At 62.6% G+C, this 15,468-nt stretch carries 15 protein-coding genes; 14 read left to right on the top strand and 1 reads right to left on the bottom strand.

Annotated features, from left to right (window positions below; translation table 11 throughout):
* Positions 1–2 precede the first annotated feature (2 nt).
* The 10 genes from ACTHL0_RS16770 (at position 3) to ACTHL0_RS16725 (ending at position 9,643) form a co-directional block, all read left to right on the top strand.
* On the top strand, positions 3–1,475 hold the full coding sequence (locus ACTHL0_RS16770) for a type II and III secretion system protein family protein (RefSeq protein ID WP_440567937.1): 1,473 nt from the start codon (positions 3–5) through the stop codon (positions 1,473–1,475).
* Between the two features lie 11 nt (positions 1,476–1,486).
* Positions 1,487–1,858, top strand: coding sequence for a CpaD family pilus assembly lipoprotein (locus tag ACTHL0_RS16765; protein ID WP_440567936.1), 372 nt, complete (start codon positions 1,487–1,489; stop codon positions 1,856–1,858).
* A gap of 27 nt (positions 1,859–1,885) precedes the next feature.
* Complete coding sequence (locus tag ACTHL0_RS16760; protein WP_440567935.1) at positions 1,886–3,103, top strand: AAA family ATPase; 1,218 nt, start codon at positions 1,886–1,888, stop codon at positions 3,101–3,103.
* Positions 3,103–4,512 carry a CpaF family protein gene (locus ACTHL0_RS16755; protein ID WP_440567934.1) on the top strand — a complete coding sequence of 470 codons (1,410 nt, stop codon included), beginning with the start codon at positions 3,103–3,105 and terminating at the stop codon, positions 4,510–4,512. The genes ACTHL0_RS16760 and ACTHL0_RS16755 overlap by 1 nt, the downstream gene beginning before the upstream one ends.
* Entirely contained in the window at positions 4,509–5,486 is a 978-nt protein-coding gene (locus ACTHL0_RS16750; protein ID WP_440567933.1) for a type II secretion system F family protein, read from the top strand. The genes ACTHL0_RS16755 and ACTHL0_RS16750 overlap by 4 nt, the downstream gene beginning before the upstream one ends.
* Complete coding sequence (locus ACTHL0_RS16745) at positions 5,483–6,439, top strand: type II secretion system F family protein (RefSeq protein ID WP_440567932.1); 957 nt, start codon at positions 5,483–5,485, stop codon at positions 6,437–6,439. Before ACTHL0_RS16750 ends, ACTHL0_RS16745 begins: the two co-directional genes overlap by 4 nt.
* Before the next feature lie 158 nt (positions 6,440–6,597).
* Positions 6,598–7,362 (top strand): tetratricopeptide repeat protein, encoded by a 765-nt coding sequence (locus ACTHL0_RS16740; protein ID WP_440567931.1) that lies wholly within the window; start codon positions 6,598–6,600, stop codon positions 7,360–7,362.
* 8 nt (positions 7,363–7,370) lie between these two features.
* Positions 7,371–7,814: a TadE/TadG family type IV pilus assembly protein gene (locus ACTHL0_RS16735; RefSeq protein ID WP_440567930.1), complete on the top strand. Its 444-nt coding sequence runs from the start codon at positions 7,371–7,373 to the stop codon at positions 7,812–7,814.
* A gap of 3 nt (positions 7,815–7,817) precedes the next feature.
* Complete coding sequence (locus ACTHL0_RS16730) at positions 7,818–8,897, top strand: TadG family pilus assembly protein (protein WP_440567929.1); 1,080 nt, start codon at positions 7,818–7,820, stop codon at positions 8,895–8,897.
* A gap of 56 nt (positions 8,898–8,953) precedes the next feature.
* Entirely contained in the window at positions 8,954–9,643 is a 690-nt protein-coding gene (locus tag ACTHL0_RS16725) for a methyltransferase family protein (protein ID WP_440567928.1), read from the top strand.
* Positions 9,644–9,748: 105 nt separating this feature from the next.
* Here ACTHL0_RS16725 and ACTHL0_RS16720 read toward each other — a convergent pair whose 3' ends face one another.
* Positions 9,749–11,101 carry a sensor domain-containing diguanylate cyclase gene (locus ACTHL0_RS16720; RefSeq protein WP_440567927.1) on the bottom strand — a complete coding sequence of 451 codons (1,353 nt, stop codon included), beginning with the start codon at positions 11,099–11,101 and terminating at the stop codon, positions 9,749–9,751.
* A gap of 361 nt (positions 11,102–11,462) precedes the next feature.
* Between ACTHL0_RS16720 and ACTHL0_RS16715 the strand changes: the two genes are divergently transcribed.
* The 4 genes from ACTHL0_RS16715 to ACTHL0_RS16700 all read left to right on the top strand — a co-directional run.
* The gene (locus ACTHL0_RS16715) at positions 11,463–12,605 is read left to right on the top strand and encodes an HPP family protein (RefSeq protein WP_440567926.1); all 1,143 of its coding nucleotides are present in this window, start codon (positions 11,463–11,465) and stop codon (positions 12,603–12,605) included.
* A gap of 149 nt (positions 12,606–12,754) precedes the next feature.
* On the top strand, positions 12,755–13,171 hold the full coding sequence (locus tag ACTHL0_RS16710) for a MarR family winged helix-turn-helix transcriptional regulator (RefSeq protein WP_440567925.1): 417 nt from the start codon (positions 12,755–12,757) through the stop codon (positions 13,169–13,171).
* A 16-nt stretch (positions 13,172–13,187) separates the two neighbouring features.
* Entirely contained in the window at positions 13,188–14,978 is a 1,791-nt protein-coding gene (locus tag ACTHL0_RS16705; protein WP_440567924.1) for a chloride channel protein, read from the top strand.
* 27 nt (positions 14,979–15,005) lie between these two features.
* Positions 15,006–15,468 (top strand): LysR family transcriptional regulator substrate-binding protein (locus tag ACTHL0_RS16700; protein WP_440567923.1); only part of this gene is annotated, 463 nt, incomplete at its 3' end.

Here is a 15,468-nt window from a genome sequence, read left to right as displayed (position 1 = left end):
CCATGACGAAGCAGTTCAGTCCGGGTGATATCGGTTTGAAGCTGATGGCCTGCGCGGCAATGAGCTGTACCACAGCGCTTGCGGTCCATGCCCAGGCGGCGCCTGCCCGCGCGGTGCTGCCGCTCGGGCCTGAAGTGCCGCTGGTGAACACGCCTGGCCGGTTACCGGGAACGCTCGCTATCGATGTCGGCAAGGGCACCCTCGTGCGTCTGAACGAGAACGCGACCTCGGTGTTCGTGGCCGATCCCACGATCGCGGATGTTCACGTGCCGTCCCAGAAGGCGGTTTTCGTACTAGGCAAGAAGGCTGGGACGACGACGCTGTATGCGCTCGGCGCGGACAACCGGACGTTGCTTCAACAGACGGTGGTCGTCAGCCGCGACATGGATGCACTCCAAAACGCCATGGCGGCGCGCTTTCCGAGTATGCACTTGCAACTGACGGCCGGTCCCGGTTCGCTGTTCGTTTCGGGTCATGCGCCATCGGCTTCCGACGCCGACGCAGTCGTGCAGACTCTTTCGCCCTATCTGGCCGACAAGGAAGTCCTCGTCAACCGCATCACGATCGACCGGCCACTGCAGGTGCAATTGCGCGTGCGAATCACCGAAGTGGATCGGAACGTCACTCAGCAGTTGGGGATCAACTGGGCGGCGCTCGGATCGGTTGTGGGAAATTTCACTGGCGGTCTCTTCAGCGGGCGCCAGATCTTTAACCTGTCCCAGCCGATCGTCGGCCCGTCTGGCCAGACGACGTACCCCGTCAATCTACCTTCAAACAACGCCTATTCGCTCTTTGGGCAGTTCAAGACGGGTAACGCCAACATCCAGGTACTCGTCGACGCACTCAATCAGGAGGGCTTGCTGACGGTTCTGGCCGAGCCCAATCTCGTGGCGTTGTCGGGACAGACCGCCAGCTTTCTCGCCGGAGGCGAGTTCCCCGTTCCGGTGGCGCAGACCAACGGCGCGCTCACCGTCGACTACAAGCAGTTCGGCGTCAAACTCGATTTCACGCCGACGGTCATGAGCGAACACCGCATCAGCCTGAAAGTCCGCCCCGAAGTCAGTCAGATCGACACGACCGCGAGCGTCACCACCAATGGCGTGACGGTGCCTGGGTTGAGCGTGCGCCGCGCCGATACGACCGTGGAACTCGCGAGCGGCCAAAGCTTCGCGATTGGCGGCCTGTTGCAGACCAACACGACCGACATTATTTCGCAGGTGCCAGGCCTGGGATCGATTCCGATTCTAGGCAAGCTGTTTTCGTCGACCAATTACCAGAACAACAAGACCGAGCTTGTCATCATCGTGACGCCGTATCTCGTCGAGCCGACCGATCCGGCAAAACTTCGCACGCCGCTCGACTCGCTCATGTCACCGAGCAGCGATGTGGAGTACAGCCTTGGACGCGACTCCGGCGACGCATCTGTGCCGTCGGGGCAACCGCGCCTTGTCGGTGCGGCCGGGTATGTCTATTGAGCGGAGCAGCCATGATTTCCGTACGCCTTATCGCATTCATGCTGGCATGCACCGCGATGGCCGGCGTCAGTGGATGCTTTAAGCCGCCGAGAACGATGCCTGACGCATCGGTCATCCCGTTCGACGGGCGCCTCGCCCTGCCGCCCGACTGTGCCAGCCTGGCTCGCCCATCGGTGCTGACTGACGCTGGCTGGAGGCGCCCCGACATGGCATGGGGCTGTGCGACATATACGAATCTGGCGGCACAACTCGCCCATCCGCAGGACATCGTCAAGCCCGAATGGCTCGGACCAGCCGATGCCGCTGTGGCGGCCAGCGCGGTACACCGCTATCAGACTGAACGCGTGACGCCGCTCGACAAGACGACGCGCGATTTCCATTGACGCGCAGGACATTCACCGAAGGTGACCATGAGCACAGGCTTCAGTTTCCGCAAAGGCACGACGGCGGCGCGGGTTGTAGACTTCATTGCGTTCGCCGCGGATCGCGACACTGAAGCGGTGCTGAAGAACTACGTGCTCGAGCAGGCGATGCCGCATGCGCACGTGGCGATCGGCAACATAGACGACGCGATTGCCTATCTTTTGAAGATCGAACGCTCGCCCTTGTTTCTGCTGGTCGATCTGCATGGCTCAGCGATGCCGCTCTCGGCGCTCGCTCGACTCGCTGAAGTGTGCGAACCGTCGGTTCAGGTCGTCGCGCTGGGCGAGCGCAACGACGTCGGGCTCTATCGCAGTTTGCTGAAGCTCGGCGTGCGCGACTATCTCGTGAAGCCGCTGACCGTCGAACTGCTCAACCGAACCGTCAGCGCCAACGAGGGCAAGATCGCCCCCGTCGTGAACACCCGCGCCGGCAAAGCGATCGCATTCCTCGGATCGCGGGGCGGCGTCGGCGTCACGACGATCTGCTTGAATCTCGCCCGTCATCTTGCCGAAGACACGCATCGCCGGGTCGCTTATGTCGATCTCAATGTGTGCGGCGGCGCTGCGAACACCATGCTGGGCATCCAGAGCAACAACGGCCTGATAGACGTGCTGCAGAACGTGCACCGGCTCGATCCCCAGTATGTGGAACGCACGCTCGTCGCGAAGGGAAGCCGGCTTTTTGTGCTGTCTTCCGAACTGGACTACGGTGCGCCCAGACCGTTCCAGGCGGGAGCGCTCAAGCGCGTGCTCGAGGTGCTCCGCGACAATTTCCATTACGTCATGCTCGATGTGGGCAACCGGGCCGATCCGCTTGCGGGCGAAGCGTTCGACTACGCGTCGCGTGTCTACCTGGTGGCAGACCGGTCGGTGCATTCCGCACGTGAGACGTTGCGCCTGCTGCGCTACGTCGAAGACCGCGACAACAATCCCGCGGCGTCCCTGCTGCTCAATAACCCCAATGCGGCTACAGCGGGCAAGCCGCCGCCAGTCGATTTCATGACGGCAGTCGGACGCCCCGTGTTGCAGGAAATTCCATTCGAAGCAAAAGCGATCTCGCTAGCCGAGAACCTCGGAGAGGCGCCCGACGAAAAAGCGGCTAACGGTTTCAATCAGGCGATCACGCGTATCGGCAGCGATCTCACCGGCCAGCAGATAGTCGCTGAGCGCACCTTTCTCCAAAAACTGGGAATAAGGAAACGCTGATGTTCGGGCAAAAGCAGCCGCATCCGCCAGACGAGGTCGCGCCGTCGGAAGATTCCACCGCCACGACCGGCGCGTCCTCCCCCGCCGGCGCAGGTCATGCGTTCGCCGCTTTGCCGGGGCGCGCTGCCTCGGCGCAGGGCAACGAAGCATTAGTCCGTTCAGACCTGTTCAGGATCATCCGCACCGGCGTGTTCAACTCGATGAATGCGTCGGCCGCCGTCGGGAAGACTCGCGAGCAGATGAAGCCTGGCGTCGAACAACTCGTCCAGGAGATCGTGACGCACGAACGGCTGAATGTCACGATTTCGGAGCAGAGCCAGGTCGTCAGCGAACTGCTCAATGACATGTTCGGCGTGGGTCCGATCGAGCCGCTCCTCGCTGACGACAGCGTCAGTGACGTTCTCGTGAACGGTCCCGATCAGGTTTACGTCGAACGCCATGGCCGACTCGAACTGACACCGTACAAGTTTCGCGACAACGCACACGTCGTCAGCGTGGCGCAGCGCATCGCGGCCGGCGTGGGCCGTAGAGTGGACGAAAGCAGTCCGATGGTGGACGCGCGCCTTGCCGATGGCAGCCGGGTCAACGTCATCCTGCCGCCGCTTGCGATTCATGGCGCCTGCATCGCGATCCGGAAGTTTTCGCAGCGCAACATCACGCTGCAGCGCATGGCGCAGCAGGGCAACATGTCCGTGCAGATGAGCAACGTGCTTAAGCTCGCCAGCACATGCCGCCTCAACGTCATCGTGTCGGGCGGCACCGGTTCGGGTAAGACTACGTTGCTGAACGCGCTGTCTCGCTTCATCGGCAACGGCGAACGCGTCATTACGATCGAAGATGCGGCCGAACTTCGGCTTCAGCAGCCGCACGTCGTCAGCCTCGAAACACGCCCGGAAAACGCGGAGGGCCTCGGTGGCGTCGTCCAACGCGATCTGGTGCGCAACGCGCTGCGAATGCGGCCGGACCGCATCATCCTCGGCGAAACGCGGGGTCCCGAGGCGTTCGACGTCCTGCAGGCGATGAACACCGGTCACGATGGCTCGATGACGACGATTCACGCGAACAGCCCGCGCGACGCGATTACCCGGCTCGAGAGCATGGTCATGATGGCGAACGCCAATCTGCCGCTCATGTCGATTCGCCGGCAAATCGCGAGCGCAGTCCATCTGATTGTGCAGATTGAACGGATGCGCGACGGCGTGCGGCGCGTGACGCGCATCACGGAGCTGATCGGCATGGAAGGCGACGTCATCATCACCCAGGATCTCTTCACGTTCCGTTACGACGCGAGTGCCTATGGCGAAGAAGTCAAGGGTGTCTTCGAAACGGCTGCGTTAAGACCGGCGTTTTGCGAGCGCGCGGTCTATTACGGCGTTGAAGGCGCACTGCTGGAGGCCATGAGCCCATGAGCTTGATCGACCTCGCCACCCTCTCCGCGTTCGCTTGCGCGCTGTTACTGGGACTGATGGCGCTGCTCATACAGGACCTGCGAAACAAGCAGCCTCTCGCCAGGATCAGATCGCGCATGCTTCAATCTCTTCCTGCTCAGGACGGCGGACGCGCGTCCGCCGCAAGTCCTGTCGACGCCACGCTCTTCAAAGTGAACCGGCAGGGCAACACCGTGAGCCGCTGGTTCGAGCCGAGAATTGCCCGCCTCAGGACGGTGGCCGGTGCCAGCGGCCTTCGCATCGTGATCGGTGCTGCGATCATGGGTGGACTCGTGGCGCTCGCGATGGCGCGTTTCATGCCGCTTCCCGACCTGGTCAAACTGCTTTTGCTGCCAGGACTCCCCATCTTTGCCGGGGCGCAAGCCTTCCGTTTGCTCGTTGCCCGCTTCAGGCGACGCTTCCTCGATGGCTTCCCGGACCTGCTCGACATGATTGTGCGCGCGGTTCGCGCGGGGGTGCCGGTGACGCACGTCATCCGCGCGGCCGCCGACGAATCTCCCGAGCCGCTGCGTCATGAATTCCGGTTGATGGGCGACGCGCTGCAGCTTGGGATCGGCCTGGAAGAAGTGCTGGCTGTGGCCATGCGTCGAATCGAAATCACTGATTTCTCTTTCTTTTGTGTGTGCCTGCTGCTGCAGCGCGAAACCGGCGGCCAACTCGGAGAAACGCTCGAAAACCTGGCCGCCATTGTCCGAACGCGCGGCGAGATCCGTCTGAAAACGAAGGCGCTGACCGCGGAAGCGCGAATGACGAGCAAGATACTGGCCGCCATTCCGGTCATCATCGTGCTGGCCCTGTACGGCCTGAATCGCCCTTACATCATGGTGCTCTTCGACAGGCCGGCCGGGGAGAAGCTGCTGACGTATGCGTCGCTCTCGGTGGTGCTCGGCATTGTGGTGATCAACAGGATATCTAAACTCAATACCTTACGATGAACCCCGCTCGGCTGGAGACACTGCTCAACCTTCTGATGCTCGCTGCGTTGTTCGGTGCGCTCGCGTTGTGGTGGGCGGCCAAGCGCGGCGGCAAGCGCGGCAGGATCGCCGAACGTTTGCGTGCCGCGGCTATCAGCCTGCGCCCGGACAGTTCAATCGCCCACGAGGATAACGGCGATGCCGGAGTGCGCGCGCATCTGATGCAGCGCCTCGCGACACTGGGGGACCGGCTGCCGCTATTCGACGCGAAGTATCGCGCGGAACTCGGAAGACAAATGATGCGGGGCGGTTACCGCGGAAAACGGGCCGTTCCCATTCTGATCGCGGTCAAGTTCCTGTCTGGCATTGTGTGCGCGATGCTGGTGATCATGCTGGGCTCACATATTCCCGTCATCGGGCCCGTCACCCGCGGCATTCTGATGGTCTTCGGCTTCATCGCCGGGATGATCGTTCCGGAATCCATGCTTGCGTTGCGCGCCAAACACCGCCGCCTCGCCATGGCGGCGTGCCTCCCCGACGCGCTCGACCTGCTGGTGATCTGCACCAACGCAGGTAACAGCCTGGCGGTGAGCATCCGGCGAGTCGCGGACGAACTCGCTTTCATCTGTGAGCCGCTTTCGGAGGAGTTTTCGCTGACCGCCGACGAACTGAAATTATCGGGCGACAGCACGCGCGCACTTCATGGGCTTGCCGAGCGGATAGACCTGCCGTCCATCCGCGCATTGATTTCCACACTGACGCAATCCATGCGATACGGCACGCCGATTACGCAGGCACTGCGAACCTTGTCGCGCACCGAACGGCTGGCCCATATCGTCTCGCTAGAGGAAAAGGCCGCCAAACTTGCGCCCAAAATGGTGCTGCCCATGATGCTGTTCATTCTGCCAGCGGTCGTCGTGATCGCAGCCGGGCCCGCTGTCATTCAAATTCTGGAATTCTTCGCCAAACGATGAAAACAATTCAATTGCGAATGACCACGCCGGCCCTCCCCACGCACCGATTCACGACGCGCAGGTTTGCACGGCTGGTATGCCTGGCTTGCGGGAGCGCCGTCGCGCTCCTCGCGGCAAGCGCATGCACGACGACCTATCGCCTCTCGGAAACGCGTACCGTGCCGCGGAACACGACGCCCGACAGCACGAGTGAGCTTCATATCGCTGATACGGCACTCGACTCGGGCAACGTGGAACTGGCCACGACGCTCTATGAAAAGGTGGCGGCCGCCGATCCCCGCTCAGTGGCAGCGCTGACGGGATTGGGCGACACGCTTTACACCGTTGGCGATTTCACTCGTGCAGCGGTTCACTATGAGCGGGCACTGCAGGTCGCCCCCCACGCGACTGCGCCGATGATCGGCTTGGCGCGCGTGGCGATTCGTCAGCGGCGCTTCGACGATGCGATCTCGATCTATCGAAAGGTGCTGGCACTGACACCCGACGCGGCGCTCGCTTCGGCTGGCCTCGGTGCAGCGCTCGACCTGAAGGGCGATCATGCCGCCGCACAAGCCGTGCTCAGGCAGGCGCTCGTGGCCCATCCGGGCGATCCGGGCCTGAGCGTCAACCTTGGCTTGTCGTTGACGCTGGGCGGCGATCCGCGCGACGGCGTGAATGTATTGCTCGATGTGACGCGCTATCCCGGTGCGCCGCCCCAGGCGCGCCAGGATCTCGCGCTTGCCTACGGCCTGCTCGGCAATTCGGAAGCGGCGGCGGCGATCCTGGGAGAGGATTTGCCGAAGGCATCCGTCCAGGACAACCTTCGCTTCTATGAAATTCAACGCAATCGCCTTGCACCGCCAACGACGCCGGCGTCGAAAGGTTCTGCGGCGGCGTCGAACGAGACCACGTCAGGTCCGAGTCCATCCATCACTGCGCGATGAAAACCGCAATGTCGCAGCCCCACCCAGACCGTGCGCGCCGGCTGCCCCGCGCGAACCGGGGATCGGCGGCGATCGAATTCGCTATTTTGCTGCCGTTTCTGATCATGATTCTGGTCGGGATCATCGACGTCAATCTGATTTTCTATAACGACTCGATCCTGACGAACGCGGCTCGCGCCGGCGCCAGAGCCGGCACGGTACTGCAAGTGCCGCCGCTGACTCCCACTCAGATCGCGTCGATCACGACCACCTACGCACAGAACAATCTCGTCACGGGCGGAGCCGCTACTTTGCCGACCGTCACCGTGACGCAATCGAACGGGACGACCCCCGGCAGCTCACTCCAGGTCGCGATTTCGTACACTTACCAGGGGCTGCTGCTCGGGTCGGTGTTTAGTGCGTTGGTCGGGCCCGTCGTTCTGAACGCGTCTGCCGTCATGATTTACGAATAGATCATGCCCGCCCCGATGCCTGCCAAACGCAAAGACTGGTGCGTGAAACGCAATCGGGCCGTCAGCAGTTGCGCATGGTATCGACGCCAGCGCGGGACGATGAGCTTTGTCTTCGTTTCGTTTGTACTGATGGCGCTGGCTTTCTCGGCATTTTCCGTGGATATCGGCCGCTACTATCTCGCCGCCAATGAGTTGCAGACTGCGGCTGATGCAGCCGCCATCGCGGGCGCCCGTTCGTTGTTTACGGGAAACCTGAACTCGACTGCCAACTGGAGCGCCGCGAATGCCAATGCCGCAAGCGCCGTTCAGCTCAATGTCTCAGGTGGATCGACCCTGACAGCCGCGACCGTCCAGACCGGTTTCTGGAATCTGACAGGCTATCCGGCGGGTATGCAATCGTCATCCATCGTGCCCGGCACGTACGATAGTCCTGCCGTGCAAGTCACCGTTTCGCGCGCGACGGGACTGAATGGCGGCCCTCTGGCCTTCATGTTTGCTCCGCTGTTCGGTGTGAACGCGACGCCCGTTACGGCGACTGCCGTGGCCGTGGTTTCAGCACCGGGTTATGTCGTCGCGGGCGCGCTATACCCGGTGGCGCTCGGTCAATGTATCTTCGACCAGTATTGGAATACCCAGACTGGAAGTCCGAAGATCGACCCCACGACGGGGCAAGCCTATACGTTTCAGGTCACCAATGGCACGACCTACGGAGGTTGCATTCCTGGGCAATGGACGTCGTTTCAAACGAACGCGAACGACGTGCCGACCGTGCGCGGATTGATGGCCAATGGGAACCCTACGCAATTGAGCCTCGGTATGTCCATCTGGATCGAACCCGGCGTCAAGACGACGATTTACAGTTCCGTTCTATCCAACATCGACGTGCTGCTTCCGGTTGTGGCGCAATTGACGTCGTCCACTGCCACGATCCTCGGCTTCGCCGCTTTTCATATCGATTTTGCGGTCAGCGGTGGTGGCAGCAACTACATTCAGGGTCATCTCATCACGAGGATCAATGCGCCCTCCAGCTCGCAGCAGATCAGTACCTATGGCGCGTATGTCGCGCCGCGCTTGGCGCACTGACGCTCTTGAGCATCGCCCGCACTTGCGCTGCTCCAGCCTGGAGTCGTTTCCCGTTCATGAACGAAGATCTGCAGCACCATGATTCGCGGGGCCTACGAGCGGCGTCGGCCCCGGCTAACCGGGCTGGTCTGACACGCGCGCAGCTCGCGGTGGAAGCCGGCGTGCGAATCCTTACCGTCCCCCTGCTGGGCCTGTTCGTGGCCGTGACTGTCCACCAATATGTGATGGATACGTCGCGGGTCACGCTGTTGCTGTTCGCTTTTGCTGAGGTGTTGACTGTCATCCTGGCTGTGTTTTCCCGCGTTCCGCGCGAGCGTGACTGGGGGCCGCTCAGTCTGGGCGCGACACTCTGCGCGACTTTCTACTTTCTGGCGTTCCAGATAGCGCCTGGCATCAGACTGGTTCCGGAAGCGACGGCCGCCGCCCTCCAGGTTGCCGGGCTTCTCGTCCAGATTTATGCGAAGTGGTCGCTACGACGTTCGTTTGGTCTTTTGCCCGCCAATCGCGGCGTAATCGTGACCGGGCCGTATCGCATCGTTCGCCACCCGATGTACTTGGGCTACCTGATCACGGACATCGGTTTTCTCGTGGCGAACTTTGGCATGCGCAATCTTATCGTCGTTGTGGCGCAATGGACGCTGCAAATCGTTCGGATCGTGAAGGAGGAGCAATTGCTTTCGAACGACGTCACCTATCGCGAGTATATGAGGCGAGTGCGTTACCGGCTGGTTCACGGCGTGTTCTGACTAACTTGCACCGAGTGCCCTGCCCCGGGGTTTTCCCGCCAATGCAGCGCGTGTCATCGGTCGTATACGTGGCGCTCAAATGCCTTCACCGATCAAACCCGCGTTTTAGAGTCCAATGCGATTTCGTCCCGCTGACTTCGCCCGGTACAAAGCGGCATCGGCCGCGCTCGCGAGATCGAAGGGAAGACGGATCTCACCCGTGACCGTGGTGGCGCATCCGGCGCTGATGGTGACGCGTCCCGCCGGCGCCGGCGTTTCCAGGTCGAGCCGTAGCACCGCTTGGCGAGCCCGCTCAGCCACTTCCGATGCGCCGCGTAGATCCGTCTCCGGCAGAACGATCGCAAATTCTTCGCCACCGTAGCGCGCGACGAAGTCGGCCGGTCGTAAAAGCACCCCGGCGAGAGCGCGTGCTACGGCGATCAAGCAGGTGTCGCCCTGCAGGTGTCCGAACGTGTCGTTGTAGTGTTTGAAATGATCGACATCGACGATGACGAGTGAAAGCGGCTGAGCGGCGCGCTTGGCGCGATCGAGCTCCTTCGGAAACTGCGCCTCGAAATAGAGGCGGTTGTATACGCCCGTCAAACCGTCGCGAACCGCCACGTGCAACAAGGACGTATGGGCATCGAAGAGCCGTCGGTAGAGCAGGCACACTTCCCAAATCAGCAAGCCAACGACGGCCCCGGGGGCGAGCATACTGAAGATCCTGGCGACGTACCAACCCAAGCTGAACCGCGCCATGCTCATCAAGTTCAGCGTCGTATCGACCAGGCACGCCAGCATCGCGATCAATAGCCACTGATCGAGCAGGACCCGCAAGCGCCCGGACAGGACGACGATCGCGAGCGCGGCGACGTTGAGCGACCAGACGACCAAGGCCGTGGGACCATGGGCAAAGGCTTGATTCTGCTCGAGCGGATGAAAGGGAGGCGGCAGGCCGCCGTACAGGGCAATCAGACAAAGGCCGGCGCACAGGACAATAGGGCCCCCGATGAGCGCCCAAGTCCACGGGCCGACGTCCGATGCACTCACCGGCGCCGGTCCCAACACGGCCCGGATGAGCGCCGCCACGATCACGAACAGCGGAAATCCTCCGTGCCAGAACACCCACATCCAGACGGACGTATGCGGCCCAGCACCCAACAGCCCCGTCGGCGTAAAGATGCCCGGAAACGTCAAGAGCTGGACCGCGACGGCCAGCGCGCTAAACGCGTACGCACCGCCCAGTGCGCCAAGGACCAGGTGTCGTGTGGCAGCAAACTGCGCAGCCAGCAAAAACGCAGCGATCACGGCGGTCGTAAAGACCGTTAGCGCACACATGGGCATGAAGGGGCCGACAGCGCGAAGCGGTTCGCTGGCGCGGGGCGCTGCAAGGGCAAAGACCAGCAGCACCAACAGTGCGGCGAATCCGACAACGACGGTTTGTCGGGGCGAGGCGCGCTGCGTGAGGAAGCTATCCATGAACCGTCACCTATTCCCGCTGTCGATGCGGCAGCACCCGAGCGGACGCGTTGCGTATCGATCGGTGCCACGGAGCCGCTTACCAATCGGCGAAGTGCTCGCCGATCGAAACGGATGTTTTGCGTGTCATTGGAACCTCATATCCACTGTGTACATCATCTAGCCAATTTTGGCATCGACAGTGTGCAGGGCCAGCCGCCTCCCTTTGAGGGTACTCAAACCACCCTCCGACGCTTCCCCACAACAGTCCCAAATATAGGGTTAGCACGCATATATCACATTGAGATACAATCGCGGGCTCGCCGAGGCGACGGTGCGACCGTTCGTCCCGCCTTTGTCATGTGATCCGAAGAAAGACGCCGTGCCTAGCCAAGCCGTGTTGCGCTGGTTCGCCAGCTTTGCCCCGCATCCTATTGCCGTCTCCTGGCGTGAGCGCTTGCGCGCCTGTCTGGGCGCACTACTGGGCATTGCTGCGATGGGCGCCTCGGTCCATTGGCTGCTCGGCCCAGAAGCCGAGACGCCCTATCTGATCGCGCCGATGGGCGCATCGGCCGTGCTCTTGTTCGCCGTCCCCGCCAGCCCGCTCGCGCAGCCCTGGTCGTTCGTCGGCGGCAATCTCGTCGCGGCGACGCTCGGCGTGCTGAGCGCCATGTGGCTCGGCAACCCCATCGCCGCTTCCGCAGTCGCTCTGGCGGCGGCCATCGGCGTCATGTTCGCCTTGCGCTGTATTCACCCGCCTTCGGGCGCGGTGGCACTGACGGCCGTACTCGGCGGCCCCGCCATTCACGCGCTGGGCCTGCGCTTCGTCATCGAGCCCGTGGCCCTGCAATCGGTCGTACTGCTCGCTTGCGCGATCCTCTATCACACGCTGACAGGCCACCGTTATCCACACGTCAGCCGCCCTGCCGCGCAAACCGCACCGGGCATTGCGGGCGTGACGCGCGCCGATCTGGAAGCGATCGTCCGCGAACGCGGCGAGTTGATCGACGTCGCCTCCGACGATCTCGAATCGCTCGTCCACGAAGCGCAGTTGCTTGCCTACGCCCGCAGCTTCAGCGAACTCACGTGCGAAGGGATCATGTCACGCGACGCTGTCAGCGTCTCGAGCGACACGTCGGCCGCTGCTGCTTGGCGCCTGCTCGAACGCCATCGCATCAAGGCGCTGCCCGTCGTCGACGAAGCACGACGCGTGGTGGGCATCGTCACCCGCACCGATTTCGTGAGCCGCACCACGTTCAGCCTGCGCGGCCCGCACGGCAAGCGTTGGTCGTTCCGGCGCAATGCGAGCGATTCCTATCGTGTCGACGATCTGATGACCTCGAACGTGAGAACGGTCGATCGGAATTTGCCCGTGGGCGAACTGATTCCGGTATTCGCCCACTACGGACACCATCACATCCCCGTCGTGGACGATGCTCGCCGGTTGATCGGCATGATCACGCAATCGGATCTGATCGGCGGTTTGCATCGGCAAACGCAAACCCGTCAGCTGCAAGCGGCTTAGTCCGGCGACACCGAACGATGCCGCGCTTCGGAGCCCGCTGCGCTCACCCGCCCAGCCTCAACTCCGACATCGATGCTGCAAGCCATTGCGCACCGACTTATATCACAATGTGATATTATTTCGCGTTTCGCACTTGCCCTTCGACGACGATGAAAACACCTGCATCCAGCGCGCTCGCCAAGACCGATTTCGAGCAACTGTCGGAGTTCCGCTATCAGATGCGGCGCTTCGAACGCTTTTCCGAGCGCGCCGCGCAAGGTGAAGGCATCACCCCGCTGCAATACCTGCTGCTGTTGCATGTGAAGGGGTACCCCGGCCGCGAATGGGCCACGATCGGCGAGTTGGCCGAGCGTTTGCAAGCGCAGCATCACGGCGTCGTGGCGCTCGTCTCGCGCTGCGAAGCACTCGATCTCGTGAAGCGCAAGATCAGCGAGACGGACAGGCGGCAGGTGGAAGTTCATCTGCAAAAGGCCGGCGAAACGGTATTGGCAAGACTGGCGGCATTGCACCGGGCCGAGCTGGTCTCGCTCCAGGGCGCGTTCAGTGTGCCGCAAATCGATTTTTGACTTTGTAAGTAAGACTATGAGCACCGAACACCTCGATCCAAACAAGCGGGATTTTTCCGCCAATGCGCGATTACCGGGCATCTGCGGCCTGGCCGCCGTCATCGGCGTACTCGGCACGATCGCAGCCATCGTGCTGCTGAAGCTGATCTACATGTTCACGAACCTGTTCTTCTTCGGCACGTTCTCGTTCGCGAACCAATCGCCGGCCGATAACAAGCTCGGTGCCTGGGTGGTGCTCATTCCCGCGCTCGGCGGGCTGATCGTCGGCCTGATCGCCCGCTTCGGCTCGGACAAGATCCGCGGCCACGGCATTCCCGAAGCGATCGAAGCCATTCTGTTCGGCAAGAGCCGGATGTCGCCGAAGGTGGCGATTCTCAAGCCGCTCTCGTCCGGCATCGTGATCGGCAGCGGCGGCCCGTTCGGCGCCGAAGGCCCGATCATCATGACGGGTGGCGCGTTGGGTTCGTTGCTCGCGCAATGCGTGAAGGTAACGGCAGCCGAACGTAAGACGTTGCTCGTGGCCGGCGCGGCCGCCGGCATGACAGCCGTGTTCGGCACGCCCGTCGCGGCCGTGCTGCTCGCCGTCGAGCTGCTCCTGTTCGAATGGCGCCCGCGCAGTTTCCTGCCGGTCGCGCTCGCGTGCGCCGTCGCCGGCTTCATGCGCGCGATGTGGTTCGGGGTCGGGCCGTTGTTCCCGCTCGAAACCGCACCGCCCGGCACGATCTCGCTGATCTCGTGCTTGATCCTCGGCGTGGCCAGCGGCGCGCTGGCTTCGGGATTGTCGGTGGCCCTGTACGCCACGGAAGATCTGTTTGCGAAATTGCCCGTGCACTGGATGTGGTGGCCCGCGATCGGCGGCGTGGTCATCGGCCTCGGCGGCTTGATCGAGCCGCGCGTACTCGGCGTGGGCTACGACGTCATCGGCGATTTGCTGCATCAACAGCTTGCCGTCAAGGTGGCCGTCGCAATCCTGATCGTGAAAGCGATCGTCTGGGTGATTGCGTTGGGTTCCGGCACATCGGGTGGGGTCCTTGCACCGCTGCTGATGCTGGGCGCGGGCCTCGGCATCGTCATGGGTCCGATCTTGCCGGGTCATGAGGTGGGGTTGTGGCCGCTCGTCGCCATGGCCGCCACGCTCGGCGCGACGCTCGGGGCGCCGTTGACGGCGATCGTCTTCGCATTCGGCCTCACGCACGATGCCAACGCGCTGCTGCCGTTGTTGACGGCGACACTCGTGGCCCACGGCTTCACCACGGTCGTCATGCGTCGTTCGATCATGACCGAGAAAATCGCGCGGCGCGGCTATCACATCTATCGCGAGTATGGCGTCGATCCGCTCGAACGCCATCATATCGACGAAGTGATGACGCGTCAGGTTCAGACGATCGACGCCGCGCTGCCGCTGTCCGACGCGCTCGCTACGTTCTTCGGCCAGAATCAATCGCATCGCGCCTACCCGGTCGTGCGCGGCGATCGCCTCGTGGGCATTGCCGATCGCGAAACGCTCGTTTCATTCTCGTTGGCCGATGCGCAAAGCGGGGCCGCCAACCGAACCATCGGCGATGCGTTCGCCGGCAAATCGGCCACCGTCGCCTTGCCGGGCGAGACGTGCCGGCTCGTGGCCGCGCGGCTTGCCGTCCATGGTCTGGAACGGGTGCCCGTCGTCGATGAACGCGATTCGATGAAACTCGTCGGCATCGTGTCGCGCAGCGATCTCGTCAAACCCTCGCGCATGCACTTCGAGGAAGAGCAAAAGAAGGAGCGCTTCCGTCGCGTGGCTTGGCGGCCGGCCAAGCGTCGCGGCTAAAGTCATCGAACCGCGCTCAGCCGCGGATTGGGCAGACGGTTCTTTATTCAGTATTCGCTGCGCTCACTGAGTTCGGATACCATCCTGCGTCAGCTCGACGAGTTCGAGCTCGACATCGGCTTTACCTACCTTGACCGCGAAGTCCAGGCTGGCTTCGAAGTTCTGCGGCTCTATCGCGAACGCTACGTGTTGATGTCGCGTGCAGACGCCGGCGGCAACGCGTCGCCCGACCGCTGGGACGCGATGGAGGGCTTGCCGCTCTGTCTGCTTAACGGGACCATGCAGAACCGCCAGGTCATCAACGCGGCATTCCGGCGCGCAGGTGTCCAGCCTGCGGTGATCGCGGAAGCCGACTCGCTGCTCGCACTGCTCTCGACCGTGCAGCATGTGCGCGTGCATAGCGTCTTGCCGCACAGCCTGCTTGGCGTCGTGCATGACAACAGCGTTTTCACGGCCACGCTACTCAAACCGGAACTCACGCGGGAAATCG

Origin of the sequence: Trinickia sp. (assembly GCF_051961175.1) — a bacterium.
Lineage (GTDB): Bacteria > Pseudomonadota > Gammaproteobacteria > Burkholderiales > Burkholderiaceae > Trinickia.
The sequence above is the reverse complement of the archived record's forward strand: the minus strand, read 5'-3'. Positions and strand labels throughout refer to the sequence as shown.